This window comes from Ornithinibacter aureus, from assembly GCF_009858245.1.
GTDB lineage: Bacteria > Actinomycetota > Actinomycetes > Actinomycetales > Dermatophilaceae > Fodinibacter > Fodinibacter aureus.
Genome location: NZ_VMSB01000001.1, coordinates 2849029 through 2869116 on the forward strand (window position 1 = coordinate 2849029; position 20088 = coordinate 2869116).

General features: G+C 67.7%; 16 protein-coding genes, 1 tRNA gene and 2 pseudogenes. 7 read left to right on the top strand and 12 right to left on the bottom strand.

Annotated elements, in window-relative coordinates:
- Positions 1–354: 354 nt before the first annotated feature.
- The 4 genes and pseudogenes from C8E84_RS13540 to C8E84_RS13560 form a co-directional block, all read right to left on the bottom strand.
- A complete protein-coding gene (locus tag C8E84_RS13540) occupies positions 355–2901 on the bottom strand; it encodes a S8 family peptidase (protein ID WP_159902912.1) in 2547 nt (848 codons plus the stop codon).
- Positions 2894–3859 carry an AAA family ATPase gene (locus C8E84_RS13545; protein WP_034228238.1) on the bottom strand — a complete coding sequence of 322 codons (966 nt, stop codon included), beginning with the start codon at positions 3857–3859 and terminating at the stop codon, positions 2894–2896. Before C8E84_RS13545 ends, C8E84_RS13540 begins: the two co-directional genes overlap by 8 nt.
- Before the next feature lie 182 nt (positions 3860–4041).
- Entirely contained in the window at positions 4042–4971 is a 930-nt protein-coding gene (locus C8E84_RS13550) for an integrase core domain-containing protein (protein ID WP_281348944.1), read from the bottom strand.
- 281 nt (positions 4972–5252) lie between these two features.
- Positions 5253–6655 (bottom strand): annotated as a pseudogene (locus tag C8E84_RS13560) (IS3 family transposase).
- Here C8E84_RS13560 and C8E84_RS13570 point away from each other — a divergent pair.
- Positions 6612–7088: a VOC family protein gene (locus C8E84_RS13570; RefSeq protein ID WP_159902918.1), complete on the top strand. Its 477-nt coding sequence runs from the start codon at positions 6612–6614 to the stop codon at positions 7086–7088. The pseudogene C8E84_RS13560 and the gene C8E84_RS13570 sit on opposite strands and share 44 nt — an antisense overlap.
- A gap of 308 nt (positions 7089–7396) precedes the next feature.
- On the opposite strand, the gene C8E84_RS13575 is transcribed toward C8E84_RS13570, so the two are convergent.
- The 4 genes and pseudogenes from C8E84_RS13575 to C8E84_RS18575 all read right to left on the bottom strand — a co-directional run.
- Entirely contained in the window at positions 7397–8515 is a 1119-nt protein-coding gene (locus C8E84_RS13575; RefSeq protein WP_246196942.1) for an arginase family protein, read from the bottom strand.
- A gap of 428 nt (positions 8516–8943) precedes the next feature.
- The gene (locus tag C8E84_RS13580; RefSeq protein WP_159904926.1) at positions 8944–9423 is read right to left on the bottom strand and encodes a VOC family protein; all 480 of its coding nucleotides are present in this window, start codon (positions 9421–9423) and stop codon (positions 8944–8946) included.
- Positions 9424–9808: 385 nt separating this feature from the next.
- Positions 9809–10330, bottom strand: a complete 522-nt coding sequence (locus C8E84_RS13585) for a VOC family protein (RefSeq protein ID WP_159904928.1) — start codon at positions 10328–10330, stop codon at positions 9809–9811.
- Between the two features lie 633 nt (positions 10331–10963).
- A pseudogene (locus C8E84_RS18575) lies at positions 10964–11233 on the bottom strand (IS110 family transposase); the annotation flags it as partial.
- Positions 11234–11542: 309 nt separating this feature from the next.
- Between C8E84_RS18575 and C8E84_RS13595 the strand changes: the two are divergent.
- The 3 genes from C8E84_RS13595 (at position 11543) to C8E84_RS13605 (ending at position 14452) form a co-directional block, all read left to right on the top strand.
- Positions 11543–12445, top strand: a complete 903-nt coding sequence (locus C8E84_RS13595) for an AraC family transcriptional regulator (protein WP_159902920.1) — start codon at positions 11543–11545, stop codon at positions 12443–12445.
- A protein-coding gene (locus C8E84_RS13600) for an IS3 family transposase (protein WP_159902922.1) occupies positions 12384–13570 on the top strand; the annotation gives its coding sequence in 2 pieces (ribosomal slippage) (positions 12384–12668 and positions 12671–13570; 1185 coding nt in all). Before C8E84_RS13595 ends, C8E84_RS13600 begins: the two co-directional genes overlap by 62 nt.
- Positions 13571–13636: 66 nt before the next feature.
- The gene (locus C8E84_RS13605; protein ID WP_159902924.1) at positions 13637–14452 is read left to right on the top strand and encodes a recombinase zinc ribbon domain-containing protein; all 816 of its coding nucleotides are present in this window, start codon (positions 13637–13639) and stop codon (positions 14450–14452) included.
- Positions 14453–14454: 2 nt separating this feature from the next.
- On the opposite strand, the gene C8E84_RS13610 is transcribed toward C8E84_RS13605, so the two are convergent.
- The 3 genes from C8E84_RS13610 to C8E84_RS13620 all read right to left on the bottom strand — a co-directional run bounded on the left by C8E84_RS13610 (position 14455) and on the right by C8E84_RS13620 (position 17034).
- A tRNA-Lys gene (locus C8E84_RS13610) sits at positions 14455–14527 on the bottom strand.
- A gap of 129 nt (positions 14528–14656) precedes the next feature.
- Positions 14657–15751: a serine/threonine-protein kinase gene (locus C8E84_RS13615; protein ID WP_246196943.1), complete on the bottom strand. Its 1095-nt coding sequence runs from the start codon at positions 15749–15751 to the stop codon at positions 14657–14659.
- 134 nt (positions 15752–15885) lie between these two features.
- Positions 15886–17034: a YihY/virulence factor BrkB family protein gene (locus tag C8E84_RS13620; protein ID WP_159902926.1), complete on the bottom strand. Its 1149-nt coding sequence runs from the start codon at positions 17032–17034 to the stop codon at positions 15886–15888.
- Between the two features lie 155 nt (positions 17035–17189).
- On the opposite strand from C8E84_RS13620, the gene C8E84_RS13625 reads away from it, so the two are divergent.
- The 3 genes from C8E84_RS13625 (at position 17190) to C8E84_RS13635 (ending at position 19785) form a co-directional block, all read left to right on the top strand.
- Positions 17190–17774 carry a hypothetical protein gene (locus C8E84_RS13625; protein WP_159904932.1) on the top strand — a complete coding sequence of 195 codons (585 nt, stop codon included), beginning with the start codon at positions 17190–17192 and terminating at the stop codon, positions 17772–17774.
- 377 nt (positions 17775–18151) lie between these two features.
- Positions 18152–18775 carry a DUF47 domain-containing protein gene (locus tag C8E84_RS13630; RefSeq protein WP_159902928.1) on the top strand — a complete coding sequence of 208 codons (624 nt, stop codon included), beginning with the start codon at positions 18152–18154 and terminating at the stop codon, positions 18773–18775.
- A 5-nt stretch (positions 18776–18780) separates the two neighbouring features.
- Positions 18781–19785, top strand: a complete 1005-nt coding sequence (locus C8E84_RS13635; protein ID WP_211675572.1) for an inorganic phosphate transporter — start codon at positions 18781–18783, stop codon at positions 19783–19785.
- On the opposite strand, the gene C8E84_RS13640 is transcribed toward C8E84_RS13635, so the two are convergent.
- Positions 19778–20083, bottom strand: a complete 306-nt coding sequence (locus C8E84_RS13640) for a thioredoxin family protein (RefSeq protein WP_246196944.1) — start codon at positions 20081–20083, stop codon at positions 19778–19780. The two genes, C8E84_RS13635 and C8E84_RS13640, sit on opposite strands and share 8 nt — an antisense overlap.
- Positions 20084–20088 lie beyond the last annotated feature (5 nt).

Here is a 20088-nt window from a genome sequence, read left to right on the forward strand (position 1 = left end):
AACGGCCCCATCGGCCAAAGTCATCGTCATCAGCTACTACTCGCTTCTCACCCCGTGCAAGGGAAGGAACTCAGTCGTTGTGTCTCACCACAGCCTGACGCACAGGGATACGCCAGCGGGGGCTCGATGAGTGCCATCTCGCCGAAGCGGTCGAGCTGTACGACGAGGGCCTTACGCTAATGGAAGTCGGGCTGCGGTACGGGGTCAGCCAGCAAGCTGTCCGACGCGCGCTGGCCGCAGAGGGCGTCACGATTCGACCGGGTGGTCGGCGCGCAAAAGCCGTCGCATCGAACGTCTGAGCTGCGAGTCCGGCGGTGTCATCCGTTATCCGTGGGATTCGGAGCGAATCGGACATCACTCGATCGGGATCTCGATCGGGGTGTGGAGGAGGTTCGCCACTGGTGTGTACAGGTCGACGTCGGTGGCGTCAGTCTGGAGTGATACGACGAGGGCGTAGCGGATCTTCCGGTCGACGCGTTCGCGGTTCTTGTTGTTCTTCCACCAGCCGCCGACGGGGTAGACGGCGATCTTTCCGGTGTCGGCGAGTGCTGAACCGTAGGTCTCCCAGATGTCTTGATGCAGTGAGCCGTACAGGCGTTGGTTGGCGCCAACGAGCCACGACACTTGTCCGCTTGCGGGGCGCCCGCCGGCTTCCTCGGTGCGGGCTTCACGGTTCACTCGCTGAATGAAATGGGCCTCAGATTCAAGGGGGTCTTGTAGCTCGAACCGGAGTCCGTGTGATGCGTACTTGTACCGCTGCCGCCATCCTCGTCGGGAAGCCGTCGGCTCGATGAAGTAGGAGAGGGTGACGCGCAGAGTCACGGAAGCGGAGCCCAGGTCTTGCAGTACTTCGCGCGGCCAAGGAAGGTCGTGTAGTCGGAACGACGGGACCTTGAACTCATCGCCCTCGAAAGGGGTGAACTCGTCCTGTACGACCAGGGTTACGGACCGATCGGAGGAGAACAACACGCGTTCCTCGGTCGGGACGCCCCAGCCGTATCGGCGTAGCAGCATCTGTTTGGCTTGAAGTCCGCTCTGCCCCGCACGATCGATTTCGTCGCGCATGATGGGTGTCCACTGCGCGGAGTGGACAAGGAGTGCTCGGATCGTCTCGGGCCAGTACTCGGGATAGGTGGCCATGACGAGGGCTGCGAGCCGGGAGCCTTGCGCGGTCGCGGCGCTGGTTGCGTTGGCCGATGCCAGAGCCTGGTCGTTTGTGTGCCCGGTGGTTCGCAGGGACAGCGCCGGGTGATTCGGCTCGAACATGGAGGCGGTGTCATGGAGGACGTTGCCGCCTTCCATGACGATGTCGGGCTTGATCGGCCAGCGCCTGTTCCCGAACGGCAGAGACGTGCGACTGTGGGGCGAGAGGTCGCCCTTCCGCGCGACAGGGGTCCAGCCTGCGAAGGCCGGATCGGTCGGGACCGCGTCGAGGTCGGTGTAGGCGCCGACGGTGAGTGCGTTCCAGGCTTGGCCGGGATCTCGAACCGGAGAGGTGTCGGATTCGGCGAGGTGGTCGGCGACGTAGCCGGTTACGTTTCCGGCGGACACGATCAGGAGTCTTGCTGCTTCGCTGTCTGGTGGCGCGAGTAGCCGGAGTTCGTCGCCGTTGCTGACGACGTTGGCGCCGACGGCCAGTGCGTCGACGGTGGCCGACCACAGCGTGGGCTGACCTGGGCTGCCGGGGGTGTCGGTACTGGTGCTGACCGGCATGCAGAACACCCGGCGCCGTGTCGCTGCGATTTCGGGCAGCGAGACGGCTTGGGCGGTGACGTCTCCGTACGCGCGGGGTTCGTGCGGCTTCTCGGTCTTGGTCGGAAGGATGCGAACCGACTCCAGTCGGTGTCGCAGCACAACGGAGTCCGATCCGAGCAGGTGGCGGTCGACCGCGGCTCCCAGCAGCGCGATGCCGGCCATCTTGGTGCCATGTCCGTCTTGATCGAAGCCGCTGACGCCGATCACGGTGTGCAGGTCCTGGGGTGCCAGGGACTGCTCGATGAGGACGTGAGTTCTCGCTACGCCCGTGTCGAGGTGGCAGACGGCGGGCTGGAGTTCGTCGGCAGGTTCCAGTCGCTTGGCCAGGTCGTCGACGTAGTCGGCTTGCTCCTCGGCGGTGAGGTCTTCTATGGAGTCGATGAACTCCGGGCGCCGGATTTCGGCCAGCGGCACCGCGGTGAACGGTAGGACTTCAAGCTGCGCCCACGTCGCCTCGACCCACATGACGTCGCGGTCGACGAGCCGGAGGAGACGCTGCGAGATGGTCAGTCCGGAGGCTTCGGCGAAGCGCCGTAGCAGATCGGGGCCGTCAGCGTTTGGGCGTAGCCATAGTTCCCACCATGTCGTCGTACCTTCTGGAGGGCGACCCTCGGACTGCCAAAGGTCACCCAGGATGGTGGCACGGATGCGTGCGATGTTCGCGACGAGTTCGTTGTTGCGAGGTTTGCCTTTCGGTGACTCCTTCGCCAGGTAGTCCTCGAAGAGCTGCAGGAACTTCGCACGGTAGTCGTCGCTGACCCAGACGGTCGCTCGCTCGGGGATGCCAGAACCCGAGTCCGCGGGGAGAACCGAGAGAAGGAGCCACTTGGGGCGCCTGCGCTGCGAATCGCGGTGCGAGGTGAGCTGTTGGAGAGTGTCGAGCTTGAGCGGATAGGCGGGGTCAGAGCCCTCCAACGTGATGATGGTGCCCAAGGCACGTAGCTCGTCGTCTGGGAGTTGTTCTTCACGGGTCTCGTCACCGCTAGAGAACGCGGACTGCAACTCGTTCAGCCGCCCGCCGCCGTGACCGGCACGGTCTTCGACCGGACGAATCTTCGGGTCCGGTCCACCCCGTCGGCGAAACTCCTCGTCTGCCGCTCGATCTTCTACCAGAAGGTGACTGAGGTGTTCCTGCCCCTCAGCCAAGGCTCGCCGCCTGCCGCGATTTGAGCGACTGTCGAATGTCGTCGGCACTCACTCGTGTTCCGCCAGCGAGGATGACGCTCTTGGCGGCAGACTCCGCAGCCCTTACGAGGTCCGCATGGGAGAGCCCTGCCATGTGCTCTGCCAGTGCGGCCCAACGGACGCCCTTGGCGAGAGACCCGAGCCTGCCGCGCATCACGGCGGCGGCCTGTTTCGCGTCCGGCAGTGAGTAGTTGAGAACCATGTCGAAACGTCGGAACAGGGCCTTGTCCAGAATCGACCGGTGGTTGGTGGCAGCGATGACGATGCTCTCGGGAGAACTGTTCTCCAGGAACACCAGGAAGGAGTTCAGGATGCGTCGGGCCTCACCGACGTCGTTTCCTGCTCGGTCGCCACCGAGCGCGTCGAACTCATCGAACAGGTACACCCCGCGCTGCGCGCCCACTGCATCGAAGATGACGCGCAGCTTACTGGCGGTCTCGCCCATGAACTTGCTCAGCAGGCTGTCGAGCCTGATCGTCAGCAAAGGCAGAGAGAGCTCGTGAGCCAGGACTGCCGCGGTCATCGTCTTGCCCGTACCAGGCGGCCCCTCGAACAGGAGGCGATGCGCAGGCTCAAAGCCGTGATCCAGAAGCTGCTTGCGTTGGCGCTGTTCGCTGAGGACACGTCGCACCTGCGCGGCCAGCTCATCCGGCAGGACCAAGTCTTTCAAGCCAACGGCTGGGTGAGAGGCGATAACGAGTTCTGAAAGATCGCCTCGCGGTTGAGCGATTGAGGTGACCTTTTTTGGCCGCTCGACACGTGAGTGATCAACTGCGGCTTTGAGGTCAGCCGCGAGATGGTGATGCCCCTGCCGAGCCGCCTGAGCGGCAACCTGTAGCGCGACTGAGTAGAACGCCTCGTCGTCGCCGCTCCCGTGGCTTCGTACGAGCGCCTTGAAGTGCTCTCCTGATCCGGCCACCACTCACCTCCCGCCGTACGCTGCGTGTTGTCCCAAGTCTACGGGCCAGGACCGTCAGAGCATCGCTGATCCCCCGCATGCCGACCACTCGGGTCAGCCAGCAGGCCGCCAAGCGCACTGGCCGGGACTGGCGTCGTGATTCGGCCGAGTCCACGCCGTGCTCGGGGTCAGCGTGTCCCGCATCAAAGAATTGGCAGGATTTCCTTGTTCTGAAAGTTGGGGATGCTCGGGTCGGCCTGGCCCAGGTGCACCTCCTTGGGCCGGTTCCAGGCGATGGCCTCGTGCGGTCGCAGTTCGTTGTACTCGATGCGGTAGTCCTCGGCGTGCTCGGCGAGCATGACGGCGTCGTCGATCTCGTCGATGAAGAGCCGCTCATACTTCAGCGTCCCGAACCCACGTTCGCGTGATCCGTTCTGCCCCGGCGACTTCACGCGGGTGCGGACGTGCGCCAGCTCGGGATGGAGCTCGATGAACGCCTCGAACCGGAACGATCGGAACGGACCGCCGTTGTCGGTGACGATCGTGACCACCGGCAGCACCTCACCGCTGTGCTCATCGACCGGGCAGTCATCGATCATCGGATGCCCGAAGAGCTCCTCGTACTCGGCCAGCGCGAGCTCGACCGCATCGATCGCGTCGTGCTGATTCGCTGTCGGCGACACATGGAATCGGCGCTCGTACTTGGACCAGTAGTCCCGGCACCCCGCGATCCGCCACGTCCCACCCGTGGTGGTCTCGAACTCGCTGAAGTCCAGCTGCCAGACCTGGTTGGCGCCCGTGGGCTCCTTGGCGAACGCGGCCTTGCGACGTTCGGCCAGCTTGCGGCGTTCCCGCTGATACTCATCGGGCAGGATCAGGCCCTCGTCGCGCAGGATCCGCAGCACGGTCGCCTCGGACACGACATGGTCGTCGTGGCGGACCAACGCCCAGATCTTGCGATGACCCCACGCCGGATGAGCAGACGCATGCACCAGCACTCGGTCCCGCGCGGCACCGCGGGCCGGCCGCGGCCACGGACCACGCGCAGGAAGGCCACGGTCGGCCTTGGCCTGCCACCGCCGCCAGGTCCGTTCCGGGATGTCGAACCTCCTGCACCACCTCGCGGTCGACATCCCAGACTCTTGTCTGATCACCTCGAGGTCCTCAAAGGGCCCAACCGGCCCTCGGCGCTCTTCTTCCAGACCCGGATCTCGACCGCCGCCTCACCCAGGGCCTGCGTCAGATCCTCGACCTGCGCCTCCAGCTGCTCCTCCCGCGTCGACGGGCCGGACCGGCCCGCCGCCAACGCGGTCTTCCCCGCCTCGAGGAAGTCAGCCTTCCACCGCCCGATGGACTGCTCGCTGACCTTCTCCCGCCGAGCCGGAAGGTGTCAAGCCGTTTGAGACATCTGCGGTCAGGCGCTTTGTATGAGGGCCTCCTGTGAGGGTTGGTTGATCCACGCGGCGGTGGGCAGTTTCGGTGGCGCGGGGCGTCGATGGCCGAAGCGGTCGGGGTGGGCGGCGTACGCGGCGTCGAGGGTGGTCTGCCGCTGGGCGCGGACCTGTGTGGCGGTGCCGTAGTGGACCGAGGCGGGGGTGTGCAGCCCGATCCCGGCGTGGCGGTGCTCGTGGTTGTAGTAGCCGAAGAACCTCTCCCCGAACGCTCTCGCGTCGGCCAGGGACCCGAACTCGCCGGGGAAGGCCGGGGCGTACTTCAACGTCTTGAACGCGGCCTCGCTGTAGGGGTTGTCGTTGGACACGTGCGGGCGGGAGTGCGAGCGGGTCACGCTCAGGTCGACGAGCAGCTGCGCGACGGGTTTGGAGGTCATCGAGGTACCCCGGTCCGCGTGGACCACGTCGGGGATCCCGTGCACACCCATCGCCTCCTCGAGCATGGCCTTGGCGATCTCGGCGTCTTCGCGGGCGGCGACGGTCCACGCCACGACGTAGCGGGAGAAGATGTCGATCACGACGTACAGGTCGTAGTACACCCCGCGCTGCGGCCCGCGCAGCTTGGTGATGTCCCAGGACCACACCTGCCCGGGCCGGGTCGCCACCAGCTCCGGTTTGACCCGGGGCGGGTGGGTGGCCTGGGCGCGGCGCTCACCCGCGGCGTCGTTCGCGCGCAGGATCCGGTGCATCGTGGACCGCGAGCACAGGTAGGTGCCTTCGTCGAGCAGCGTCGCCCACGCCTGGGCCACGGACTTGTCGGCGAACCGGTCGCTGGTCAACACCGTCAGCACCTGCGCCCGTTCGGCGTCGGTCAGCGCGTTGGGTGGGGCCGGGCGCGGCGCCGAATCCCTCACCGGGCGAGGAGCTTTGGCCCGGTAGTGGCTACCCCGCGCCCGGCCCAGCAGCGCGCACGCCGTCTTGACGCCGGTGTGCACCGCCAGCACGTCCACGAGCGGGTTGATCACCGCCGCGACCGCTTGGTCGGCTCCGCGCCCTCGGAGAGCGTCTCCAAGAGCGCGTGTGCTTTTCCCACCAGGTCCAGCGCCGCCCTCGTGCGCACCAGCTCGGCCTCGGCCCGCTCGGCCCGGGCCGTGAGCTCCTCAATCTCCCGGTCGCGGCGGTCCCGCGAGACCGGGCCCAAACCAGCCCGGGCACCGGCGTCAGCCGCTCGACGCCACTCCACGATGTGCGAGGAGTACAGCCCTTCCCGGCGCAGGACCGCACCCCGCCCACCGTGCTCGGCCGCGTCGTACTCGGCCAGGATCCGCGCCTTGTACTCCGCCGTGAACACCCGCCGCTTGGGCCGGTCACCTCGAGGTCCCATGACCCCATCATCAACGGCCCCATCGGCCAAAGTCATCGTCATCAGCTACTACTCGCTTCTCACCCCGTGCAAGGGAAGGAACTCAGTCGTCGTGTCTCACCTCAGCCTGACGCACAGGGTCGGCGGAGTCTTCGTCTTGGCGAGGGATCCAGCCGCGCTGTCAGCCTGGTATGCGCGTTGCTTGGGAGTCGACTCACCCCCTCTGACCTATGAGCGTCGGTCATGGCGGCAAGAGGCTGGCCCGACCGTCTTTGCCCCCATGAACGCTCATCCCGAACACCTGCCCGCTGGTCGGTCATGGGCGCTCAACTTCAGAGTGTCAAACCTTGACGCGATGGTCGCCCAGCTCAGGAGCCTAGGGGTCGACGTTCGCGTCCATGAAGAGGGTTACCCCAATGGACGGTTCGCTGACCTCCACGATCCCGAGGGGAACAGCGTCCAGTTGTGGGAGCCGGGCGGGATCGACGAGGTCTGAGGTCTGGGCGCGGTCGGCTTCTCCCTGAGCCGGCCAAGCTCCACGCCACGCGCCCGGAACTCCGGCGACTTCGGTGCAGGCATCTCCTGGACTCCTTCACGAGAAGATCATTCCCCCAAGATCGGTGGCCGGACATCTCAGGACAGGTGACGGCCGCGATCTTCCGACGTCACCGACTGCAGGACGCTGCTCACCACGTGCGCGAGCAACCCGACGTTCCCTTGCGGCGGTCGCTGCTCATCTCAGCACACCGACTACGCCCACCTCACCGGCGACTTCCGAAGCGTGCTTGGTTTCACTCCCAGCGACTATCGCACCGAGTCGTCGTGAGGCGCGCGAGGGGTGTGCCCACTGCGACTCGAGACACGTCCAGCTCGCCCGACTCCCGCCACAATCATCTGCACATAGTCGTCGAGTGCCGTTACGTCGGGGGCATTTCCAGGGTTCACCTCCGTGAGCACGAGACCGGCGAACCGATCGTCAGTGGTGAACGCACGGAGCGCCTCCACTAGCTCGTCAATGGTGAGCCCCCAAGGTTCGCTGTCCGGGTTCGGCATGTTCGCCAGCGGCATTTGGTAGTGCGCGAGCACGTCGACATCGACATGCACGACGAATCGCAGGCCAGCACTCGCGATGGCCTGGATCGCCAGTGCCGGCGCGTCTGGGTCGTCGTGAACGCATCTCGCGGGAATCCGCACGATGCCTAGTTCGTGGAGCAGAGCCAGTTCCAGGTCACCACTCTCCTCCGGAAGTGCGTCACCGTAGGAGACGATTTGGTCCGGGCGCAGCAGAGGCGGGGAACCTTCGATCGTGGTCAGCGCCTCGTCGCTTCCGGGGAGCGCGAGCATGTGCGCGACACCCATCGCGTCCACGTTCCCAAACTCGATGAGTCCAGGCGTGTAGAGGTCCGGACCGCCGTCCACGTACATCAGGGCAACCTCATGCCCTGCACGTCGGAAGCCGGCAACGACGCCCACCGTGACTGTGCAGTCGCCGCCCAGCACGAGGGGTACCCGGCATGCAGCGAGCACAGATGCTACCGCGGTCGCCGTCTCGTCGGCTACGCGTGCGACCTCCTGGATGTTCTGCCGATCAAGGTGCGCAGGATCGGGCCGCCGCCTAAATCCTCGCACGTCGCCGCCGTCGACCACCTCGTCGCCGGCCGCGCGCAGGAGCCGCGCCAGCTCGGCCTCACGGATAGCCGCCGGCCCTAAGTCCATCCCCGGAGTGTGACCGCCGACACTCGACGGCACGCCCACGAGTGTCCACCTCGTGCCGCCTTCATCCGCGGTTCCGCGCGTCACACTGGACACATCGACGATCTCCTTCCGGGTCTGAAAGTCCCTGATCAATTCGTGTACGAAGTTGCGCCCCGGTGTGGGTGTCGCGTGGGAGAGGTCATGCACAGTGCCGGCGAACTCGGGCAACGCCTCGCGTGGGGCGCGTCAGTGTCGTGAGCAGCCGCACCATTGTGGTCTTCCTGCACCGTTGATCCCAAGACGCCCAGCACCCGACCCTCCTGCAAAGTGACGTCGCCCTCCCTGAGCGCGGCTTCTCTCGCCCCGGGTAAACCTCTGGACAACCCTTCGGCCGGGATCGCTGAGAGGCCATGGACCACGTGGTCACGACCATCGTCAACATGGCCACCGGCGCTACCCGATGGCAGCTTGGCCTCGACCGTGTCCGAGCAGCCTCACAACTGTCAGACGACGGCTGGTGGGCCTTGTCCCAGCCGGTCCTCGCATCCGCGATGGAAGGTCTGGAACTGCCCATCTCGGCCCGAGTGGCCAGCAGCGGTCAGGTCTGTGACGTCGTCGGCTACATGGCGGGGCTCGTCGGTGACTTCCTGGCTGGGTCACCGTTCAGTGCCGAACCATTGCTCGCGGGTGGCATCAAGACCATCATCTACAGCTCCCGGTATAGGACAGAAGAGTTTCCAGGCGTAGCCATAGGGGTCGATGCACTCGGCGTATCGCTCCCCCCATGACGAGTCCTGAGCCGCTGCCGTCAGCTCGCACCCGACACCCACGACATAGTCGACCGCAGCGTCAACGTCGTCGACGGTGATACCGATCACCATCCCCAGTCCACGCGGGCCTGCCACGGTCATGCGTTCCCGCGTGCTGTCCGGGAACGGCATACCCACGAGGGCATCGACCAGCAGCTGCAGGTTGCCTCGACGCAGAATGGCCATGATCGTGCGGCCGTCGGGGCCAGGTATCCCGGCAACCCGCTCGAAGCCGAGGCCTGCGTAGAAGTCTGCCGCCGCAGGAACGTTGCCGACCCGCAGTCCCACCTTGAAGTCAGGTTCATCGCTTACACGTGGCGCCTGCATAGTCACGTCGTCCTCGCCGGGGCCGATGGGATGCCACCAGCGTGCCGTCGAATCAGGTATGGAGCGGAGAGCTGGTTGGCGACAGCAGCGGGGTCGATCCGTTGGTCGTGCAAGACGCCCGGCGACACGACCACCTGTCGAGCCCGCCGCTGAGTTATCAGCTCCGTGATGCCGCCCCAAGTGGGGCTTTCGCCGCTTCGACCAATCCTTGGCGCTCCAGCGTCGTTAGGGGGATGGTTCACCATGTGGCGCGTGCCCTCGAAGCCACGGCAATGGCCGACCGGTGTCGAGCTGCAGCGAAGCTCGCACGCTCGTGTGCGGAGTACTTTGCGCAGGCCGACCGTTCGAGTGATCTCAAGCAAGATCCGGGCCTGCTCGCCGCTGCTCACTCTTGGCGCTCGGAGGAGTACGACGCTGCCCACTCTGCGACCCGGCGGGAACTCTCATCTTCGGATAGGTCCTCAACACGGCTCATAACCGACCAGCGTACTCCGAATGGGTCGCGGATGCTGGCGTAGCGGTCGCCCGACACGAAGGTGGAGATTTCTTCGCGTACCGTTGCTCCGGCCGCGACCGCGCGCGCGACGACGGCATCGACGTCAGGGACATATAGTCCGAGGGAGTAGCAGGCCTTGTCGTCTTCCGGAGGTGGCACAAGCCGATAGTCCGGGCTGGGAACACCTAGTTGAAGTTGGCCGAGTTCGAAGTCGAGGTCGGCGTGAACCAATTGGCCGTCCATCTCGGTGACGTCGATGACGCGTGCGCCGAAGACGTCGCGGTAGAACTCGATCGCGCCAGCTGCATCCGTCAGCGCTAGGAACGGGGTAATTGAGGTCATGCTGTGAGGCCGACCCTCGGTTGTGAATGAGCCGGTGACTCCCCGGCATGGTGTCTCTTTCTGTGTCATCCGGCCACCGTACGGGCGTGACTGCGCCGGCCGCTTGGAGATGCGCGCCACCAGTTGCGTCCCTGATGGTGGTGTAGCGCCGCTGGCCGGCTCGTCGTAGACGACTAAAGTCACCGCGTGATCCTTCGAGTTCACCTCTCACAGCACCTCTCGAACGGAGCATCGCGATGACGGCGCACCTCGCATTGTCGAACCCTGCCGGCGTCTTGGGCCAGGCGCTGGCCGACGCGTCCCCGGACCTGATGCGTCACCTGTTCGGCACCGTGATCAACAGCTTGTTGTCGGCGGAGGTGCATGTGGTGCAGGGAGGCTTCGACCAGGAGCCGGCGGACGTGGCCGTTTCCGGTACGGGTGATCTTGCGCGGACTTTGCTGGCACCCGAGTGCCCCGAAGGATCAGTCCGAGGTAGGCGCCGATGCTGGTGCCGTCAAATCGGGCCCCGTCGCCGATCTCGACCGCGAGCGCGAACCCGGTCAGGGTGGAGATCCCGCGCAGGCAACCCAGCCTGTGCACCATCGGGGTCCATCCCGAGTCGGCGGCCAGCTGTTCGATCCGGGCGTCGAGCCGATCCCGGCGGGCGGAGGTGGCCAGCACCTGATCCAAGTGCTCCTCGACGGTCAGTGCAGGTTCGCATCAGTCGAACCGCTGCCGCGCCGGCCATGTCAGGGCCCCCAGGTGGCGGCCGGTCCAGGCGTTCCCGTCGCAGCACACGGCCCGATGGCGCAGCAGCAGCTTCGACAGGCGGTGCCGGGCCCGTATCAGATCGGTCCGGCAGTCCTCCCGGCACCTGACCAGGTTCCGGGCCGACTCTGCCGCGGCGTCGGGCACCGTGACCGCTGTGAACTCGCCCAACCGCAGCAGTCGGCACAGAAGCTCGGCGTCCCGGGCATCGGTCTTGGCCCTGTCCCCGAAGGACGCTGCAACTTCGCCGGTGCCGCGACCTCACACCGGATATCAGCCCCACGCAGCTCCCAAGCCAGGCCGAACCCGGTAGGTCCGGCCTCGTACAACACCGCCACCGGGCCGGGCAGCCCCGCCAGCCAATCCCGCACCTGCACGCCGGGACACAGCCGGGCGGTGACACCTCACCCGTCAGCTCGTCCATCCCGTGCGCCGCGATCGAACGGGCGTGCACGTCCAGCCCGACACTCGTACGCTCTGTCAAACACCGGGGCCTCCCCGCCACCCTGTCCGGTCGTCTACCTTAGAACTATGTTCGACCGGTCGCGAGGGGTGCTATTTCCGTCGCGGCTGCCGGCATTCCACCGATTCGCGCCCCCGCAATCGGTGGAGGAGTTGGTTCAGTGGTTTTGGATTCCGGAGTGGGACCTCGAACCGGGCGTCGTTTCGCGCCAGACCGTCGTCAGCTATCCCGCGCTGAACCTCGTCGTTGAGCCGCACGGGGTATCGCTTGTGGGTGCAACGACGCGGATGACCGAAAGGATGCTGCGCGGTAGCGGCTGGGCAGTGGGTGCGCTTCTGCGACCCGCTGTCGTGCGTACGTTGACCGTGAATCCGAGTTCGCTTGTCGATACCGAGCAACCTGTGGACGCTCCCGCTCTTCACGCGCAGGTTGTCGCGGTGATGGGTGGTGCAAGGGAGCGACATGAGAAGGCCGTCGACTCTTTAGCACGATGGCTCAGCGCCCGCACGTTCGATGTCCCTTCCGATGCTCGGCGCGCGAACACGATGCTGGAAGTGCTTATCGGCGAGGGCGGCGCGAACACTCCCACCGAGGCGGCCGTGCGGCTTGCGGTGTCGCTGCGCACGCTGCAACGCATGACACACCGGTACATCGGTCTACCTCCGGCCGCGATTATCCGACGTCGCCGACTGCAGGACGCTGCTCGCCAGGTGCGCGAGCGACCCGACGTTTCCCTTGCGGCGATCGCTGTTGACCTCGGCTACACCGACCACGCCCACCTCACCGGCGACTTCCGAAGCGTGCTTGGTTTCACTCCCAGCGACTACCGCACCGAGTCGGGGACTGCTGCACGGATAGGTGACAACGACTCTGTGGTGCCGTGGGGTGCCACGGGAGAGGATGTGCACCATGCCCAAGCCGTACCCCAAGGAGTTCCGACAGAACGTGATCGAGGTGGCTCGCGCTCGTGAGGCAGGGACGACGTTGAAGGAGATCGCGACCGATTTCGGGATCTCGGAATCCTGCCTGACTAACTGGCTCGCCATCGCTGACCGGCAGGACGGGAACAAACCCGCCACGGCCGTGAGCGACTCTGGTGAGCTGCGTGACGCTCGTCGTCGGATCCGGTTGCTCGAGCAAGAGAACGAGGTGCTACGCCGCGCAGCGGCGTACCTCTCGCAGGCGAACCTGCCGGGAAAATGATGTACCCGCTCGTCCGTGAGCTGGCCGCCCAGGATGCCCGGATCAGGGTTCCTGTGACGGTGACGTGCCGGGTGCTGAACCTTGCCAGAGCGCCGTACTACCGGTGGCTGGCCAACCCGGTGACCGACGCCGACTGGGTCGCGGCGCACCGCGCGAACGCGTTGTTCGACGCGCACCGTGATGACCCGGAGTTCGGGTACCGGCTGCTCGCGGACGAGGCCCGCGACGCCGGGCAGGACATGTGCGACCGCACCGCGTGGGCGATCTGCTCGGGCAACGCGTGGTGGAGCGTGTTCGGGAAGAAGCGCTCGAAGAAGGGCCGGGCCGGCCCGCCGGCGCACGATGACCGCGTCCAGCGTGACTTCACCGCGACCGGCCCGAACCAGCTGTGGCTGACCGACATCACGGAGCACCGCACCCGTGAGGGCAAGGTGTACCTGTGCGCCGTCAAGGACGTGTGGTCCAACCGGCTCGTCGGGTACTCCATCAGCTCGCGGATGAAGGCCCGCCTGGCCGTGCAGGCGTTGGAACACGCCGTGGACACCCGCGCCCGAGCGGGCGTCGACGTGGCCGGGTGCATCGTCCACAGCGACAGAGGGTCCCAATTCCGGTCCCGCAAATACCTGCGCGCCCTGTCCCGGCACGACCTGCTCGGATCCATGGGCCAGGTCGGCTCGAGCGCGGACAACGCCGCCATGGAGAGCTGGTTCGCCCTGCTGCAGAAGAACGTCCTGGACCGCCACACCTGGGACACCCGCGACCAGCTGAAGCTGGCCATCGTCACCTGGACCGAACGGACCTACCACCGCCGACGACGCCAAGCCCGCCTCGGCAAGTTGACCCCCATCGAGTACGAGACCATCATGACCACACCGGCCACCCAGGCCGCGTGACCCAACCTGTCACCTATCCGTGCAGCAGTCCCAGGCACCCGCTACAAGGGCAACCACCCAGCGCTCGTGCCTGCCGAGGTCTGGTATCAGGTCCAGTCCGTGCTCACCGCGCACCAGTGCGCCGTCGAGGCAACCCAAGTCCACGGCCACTACCTCAAAGGCACCATCCACTGCGGCCAGTGCGGCTCCCGGCTCATCGTGTCCAACGCGAAGAACCGTCACGGGAACGTGTACTGCTACTTCGTGTGCTCCGGTCGGCACTCCAAGCGCACCGACTGCACGCGCCAGGCGATGCTCATAGAGGACGTCGAAAAGCTCGTCGAGGATTACTACACCCGCGTCCAGATCACGCCCGCCCAGCAGGACGCGCTCGCGGGGATGCTCCACCACGAGTTCGACCGGCTCATGGCCGCCGAAACCGAGGAACTGGAACGCCTCACCACCAACCGCGACCGGCTCGAAAGCGAGCAGGACCGCCTCATGCAGGCGCACTACGCAGACGCGATCCCGCTCTCCGTGCTCAAGCGCGAGCAGGACCGCATCGTCGCTGAGCTCGACCAGGTGACCCGTCGCATCGACGCCCACTTCGGCGACTACGCCGACGCCCGCGCCCACCTCGACGACGCGCTCGGACTGCTTGCCAACTGTGCCGACATCTACACCCGCTGCGACGACACCAACCGACGGCTGTGCAACCAGGCGTTCTTCACCAAGGTCTTCATCGACGAGGACAACGAGCTGCGGGTCGAGCACAATCGACCCTTCGAGATGCTGCTCGATCCGCAGGTCAACGCCAACGCTCTGACCTGGGCCGCAGACGCACACAAGGCCCGAACCTCGACCAACGTTTGCCGTTGGCAAGGGTTCGAGCCTTGTGCGTGAAGTGGGCCCCGTGGGACTCGAACCCACAACCTACGGATTAAAAGTCCGCAGCTCTGACCATTGAGCTAGAGGCCCGGAGGACGAGACGGCATCCACGCACCGTGCGCCACGGCATCCGGGGTTCGGGGCCGCACGCGTCCGCGCACAGTATGGCGTAGCCGGGCCCGGATCACGCCGCCCGGCCCGGGACCGGGCGTCCACGGTTCAGCGCGTGAACAGGTAGAACGCGGCCAGGACGGCGAGCAGGGCGACGCTGAACCCGGGCACCCAGGCCCAGTGGACGTGGCCCTTCGGCACGGGCGGCAGGCTCGACGGGGTGGGGGTGGGGTCGCCGCCGGACCAGTGCCGCGGGGTAAAGGTCGGGTCGTCGGGTGACGGCTCCCCGGCCGAGTGCTCGCTGGCCGAGTGCTCGTCGGCGCTCTGCTCCTGCGCCGCGGCGGTACCGACGACCTGCGCAGCGTCCTCGGTGGCAACGGGCAGGTCCGCCTCGGGCAGCCCGAGACGCTCACCGAGCTCACGGGCGCTCGCCGGCCGGTCGGACGGCTTCTTCTCGAGGCACTGTTCGATGAGCGACCGCAGGCCCGGGGGAACGTGCGTCGGCAGCGGCGGGGGCGGGTCGTTGACCTGGGCGAGTGCCGTGGCGACCGGCGTCCCCTTGTCGAAGGTCCGCTGTCCGGTGAGCAGCTCGTGGCCCACGATCCCGAGGGCGTACAGGTCGGACGCTCCGGTTGCCGCCTCGCCGAGGGCCTGCTCGGGGGAGAGGTAGTGCGGGGTGCCGAGCACCTCGCCGGTCTGGGTGTGCCCCGACCCGTCGACGGCCCGGGCGATGCCGAAGTCCGTGAGCTTCACGGTGCCGTCGGGCATGACGAGGATGTTCGCGGGCTTGACGTCCCGGTGGACGACGCCGGCCTCGTGGGCCGCCCCGAGGGCCAGGGCCGCCTGCGCCAGGATCGCGCGTACCCGGTCGGGCGGAAGGGCGCCCTCGCGTCGCACGAGGTCCGACAGGGCCTCTCCGGGCACGAGCTCCATGACGAGGTAGGCGAGGTCGTCCTCCTCGCCGTAGTCGAAGACCATCGCGACGTTGACGTGGGCGAGGTTCGCGGTGTGCAGCGCCTCGGCGCGGAAGCGGCGCGCGAAGACCTCTTCATCCTCCAGGCTCGGCCGCAGGATCTTCACGGCCACCTGACGCTCGAGCACGCTGTCGCTGGCCTCCCAGACGTCGCCCATCCCCCCGGACGCGATCCGGCCCGTCAGTGTGTAGCGGTCGCCGAGGACGAATCCCTCGTGGAACCGGTTCACCGGTGGGTCGTCGCAATCATCATTTCAGCGTAGGCCACCCAAGACCCCGATCCGGCCGCCCCGTGCTCAGAACCTGGTGGTGCGTTGCGTCGCCTGCCCCCTGCACCCAACGGCATCCGCCCACAGTAACCCGTTCAGCGCCTGCGCGACTGCGAGGGCAGCGGCTCGAGCTCGAAGACCGAGCCGGTGTCGACGCGACCACCCGCTCCACCCGGCGACGCGGCATCCCCCGGCGACGCGGCATCCGTCGCGCCCTCCGCCCGCTCCGCCTCCAGCCGCAGCGCCCGCCCCTGCTCCACGCGTTCCTCCCACTTGCTCTCCGCCGTGACCAGCCCGGAGTCGTCGCGCGGCCGCAGCTGAAGGCTCTCCTCGGCCTCGATGCCGGCCCGCAGCTGCCGTACCCGCTCGCGCTCGGTGTCGACCTCGGCGCCGAAGAGCAGCGCGACGTTGGTCAGCCACAGCCACAGCAGGAACACGATGAGGCTGCCGATCGAGCCGTAGAGCGTGTTGTAGCGGGCGAAGTTCGTGACGTAGAACCCGAACCCCAGTGAGGCGACCACCCAGATGCCGATCGCCGTCGCGGACCCCACCGTCACGAACCGGAACCTCGGCTGCTTGACGTTGGGCGTCGCGTAGTAGAGCACCGCGACCATCGCCATGACGATGCCGAGCAGGAACGGCCACTTCGCGAGGTTCCACACCAAGACGCTCTGATCGCCCAGGCCGACGACGTCACCGATGGCCTGGGCGAGGGGGCCGCTCACGACGACGCCGACGAGCACGACCGCTGCCATGACCACCATCCCCATCGTCACGAGCAGCACGAGGGGGCGCAGCTTCCAGACCGGGCGCCCCTCCTCGACGTCGTAGATGCGGTTCAGGGCCCGCCCGAACGCCCCGACGTACCCCGACGCGCCCCAGAGCGCACCGGCCAGACCGATGATGAGCGCAGTGCCCGCCCGCTGCGCACCGACCATCGCGGCGATCGGCTCCTCGAGCTGGGCGGCGATGTCCGACTGCCCCAGCTCGCGCAGGATGTCGAGCATCGCCTGGGTGGTCTCCTCGCCCCGACCGAACACCCCGAGCAGCGACACCAGGGCCAGGATCGCGGGAAAGACCGACAGCACCGAGTAGTACGTCAGCGCCGCGGAAAGGTCGGTCGCGTGGTCACGCTGGAACTCCGCGACGGCACCGCGCAGGGTGAACGTCAATCGCTGCCGCTCCATGTCGTCGTGCTCCTCACGCTGACGGCCACCGCCACCACGACGGATGCCGTGGCGCACGGTCGTGACCCGGCAAACCTAGCCCGCGACCCGGCATCCGGGGCCCCAGTGATCAGCCGACCTGAGATCTGCCCCGGTGCTGGGATGATGAGGCGGTGAGCACCGATGGCGGACGACCCCTCCCGCGCCGGCCCCAGCCACTGGGCCCCGACGCGATGGAGTCGGTCGGCGGCACCCTGCCCGGGCCGGCCGAGGTCACCGAGATCGCGCACCAGAGCGCGGCGATCCTCGTCGGTGCCGGCCGCGCCACCTACGACCCCGAGGTGACCGGGCGGCTGGTCACCCTCGTCGACGACCTCGGGCTGTCGATCGTCGCCGACCTGTGGAGCGGGCGACCCGCGCGCTCGCTGCCCGGCACGTTGTGGCGCCTGTACGCGCTGCGCGAGTGGGTGCAGCGCAGCCCCGAGCAGGCCAGCCGCGAGTATGCCGCTGGCATCCGGTTCACCGACGTCGCCCACGCCGTCGCCGGCATCGCCGAGCCCCCGCGCCCCGAGGAGCTCCAGCGGGTCGCCGACCAGATCCTCACCGGGGTGTTCGACGGCGACCTGGCCGTCGCCCTGGAGCGGGCCTCGGCGTTCTGCTCCGTCGTCGCGGCGGGCCGTGCCGAGCTCGCGCACGACCGCGACAACGTCGACCCCGAGGGCGCGAGCGACCTCACCCGCACGGCCCTGGCGATGCTCACCACCGGGGAGGACCTGCGGGCCTGCGCCCGGCTCTGGCGGGCCGGCGACCTCCACTGAGGTCGTGATGTCGTGGGGTCGCGGGTGCTCGTGAGCGGGCGACCTTCAACGAAGTGATGACGTCGGGAACACCTGGACGGCGATGAGGCGTTAGTGTCTCCCGTGGGTGCCGGACCGCGGCAGCCCCGGGTCCCAACATCAGCCGCTACGAGCGGCCACGCGCCGTGAGGCGCTCCCGGTCCGGCACCCGCACTCCTTGGTGGCATCCGCCCTCGTGACATGCAGAGGGCGCAGAATGCCGCCTCCTGTGCGTGTCACGAGCGCACCAGGGCCCGGCGCGAGCGCGACGGGAGGCCCGAGCGGTCCCCGGCTACCCGGCATCCGCAGAGACGTCCTACGCTGTCGCTGACTGATCGGCCCCTTCCCCGGAGACCATCTTGGGCATCCGCCTCACCCCGCAGGACCCGCACTTCTTCGAGCTCTACGCCGCTGCCGCGCGGCACCTCGTCGAGGGTGCGGGTGAGCTGACGGCGCTGCTCGGGGCATCGGCGGAGGAGCGCGAGCTGACCCTGAAGCGCATGCACGAGATCGAGGCGGCCTCGGGGGAGTCCACGCACGAGATCGTCCGCAAGGTCAACGGGTCGTTCGTGACCCCGTTCGACCGCACCGACATGCACGCGCTCGCCGTCGCCCTGCACACCTGCGTGGGGTTGATGGAGGCCGCCGTCGACCTCATCGTGCTGTACCGGGTCGACGAGGTGCTGCCACGGGTGGCCAAGCAGGTCGAGGTCATCTCGCGGATGGCTGAGATCACCGCCGACGCCATGACCCGGCTGCGCTCGATGAAGGGGCTCACGGCCTACTGGGTCGAGGTCGACCGGCTCGAGAACCGCGCAAACAAGGCCTACCGCCGCATGCTCGCCGAGCTGTTCAACACTCCCGGCGCAGACCCCATCACCGTGATGAAGCACAAGGACATCATCGACGCCCTCGAGGCGGCGGCCAACGGCTTCGAGGCGGTCGCGCTCAAGGTCGAGGCGATCGCCGTCCGGGAGTCCTGAGGCCCGTGGACTGGGTCCCCGTGGCGCTCGTCGTCGCCCTGGCGATGGGCTTCACGTACACGAACGGTTTCCACGACGCCGCGAACGCCATCGCGACCTCGGTGTCGACGCGGGCCCTGACCCCGAAGATCGCGCTCGGGCTGGCAGCGACCATGAACCTGCTCGGCGGGTTCGCCGGGGTCCGGGTGGCGCAGACCATCGGCGCGGACATCATCTCGGTGCCCATGGGGGGCGCCGGCGTGGCCGTGTGTGCCGCTGCCCTCGTGGGGGCGATCTGCTGGAACATGCTCACCTGGTGGCGAGGGATGCCGTCCTCCTCGTCGCACGCGCTCATCGGCGGGTTGGGCGGCGCGGCGCTCGCGGCCGGTGCGGCCGGCGCCACGGTGAAGTGGCAGAGCATCCTGGACAACGTTCTGGTGCCGATGCTGCTCTCGCCGGTGCTCGGCCTCCTCGGCGGGTTCGCCGTCATGACCGCGATCCTGTGGCTGTTCCGTCGGTCGGCCCCCGGGCCCACGGCGCGCGGCTTCCGCTATGCCCAGACGGTGTCGGCGGCCGCCATGGCCTTCGGCCACGGCATGCAGGATGCCGCGAAGACCGCCGGTGTCGTGGCCCTCACCCTCGTGGCGAGCGGGCACCGGTCACCGGACGACCTGTCGATCCCGTGGTGGGTCATCGCCTCGTCGGCCGTCGTGCTCGCCCTCGGGACGTACGCCGGGGGGTGGCGGATCATCCGCACCCTCGGCAGCCGCATCATCGACCTGACGCCGCCGCAGGGGTTCGCGGCCGAGGCGACGGCGGCGACGGTGCTCTACGTCGCGACCGCCACCGGTGCCCCGATCTCGACGACGCACGCGATCTCCTCGGCGATCGTGGGCGTCGGCGCGACCCGGTCGGCCAAGTCGGTGCGATGGGGGGTGGCGCGGTCGATCGTCATCGCCTGGGTGCTGACCTTCCCGGGCGCAGGCCTCGCCGCGGTGGTCGCCTACGAGCTGCTCACCCTGGTCACCTGAGGACCGGGGGGCCGGGGGCCGGGTGGGCCGCGATGCCTGCGCCGTCGGGCCCTGCGCCGTCAGGCGCGGGAGGAGAGCAGTCCGGCGATCTCATCGGGCTTCGGCACGCGCCCCGACACGACGACCTCCTCGTCGACGACGAGCCCCGGGTGCGCAGCACGCCGTAGCCGGCGATCTCGCCGTAGTCGGTGACCGACTCGATGGGCGCCTCGATGCCGAGACCGGCCAGGGCCGCCCGGACGTTCTTCTCGAGGGTGTGGCAGTTGTGGCAGCCGGGGCCGAGGACCTTGATGATCATCGCGG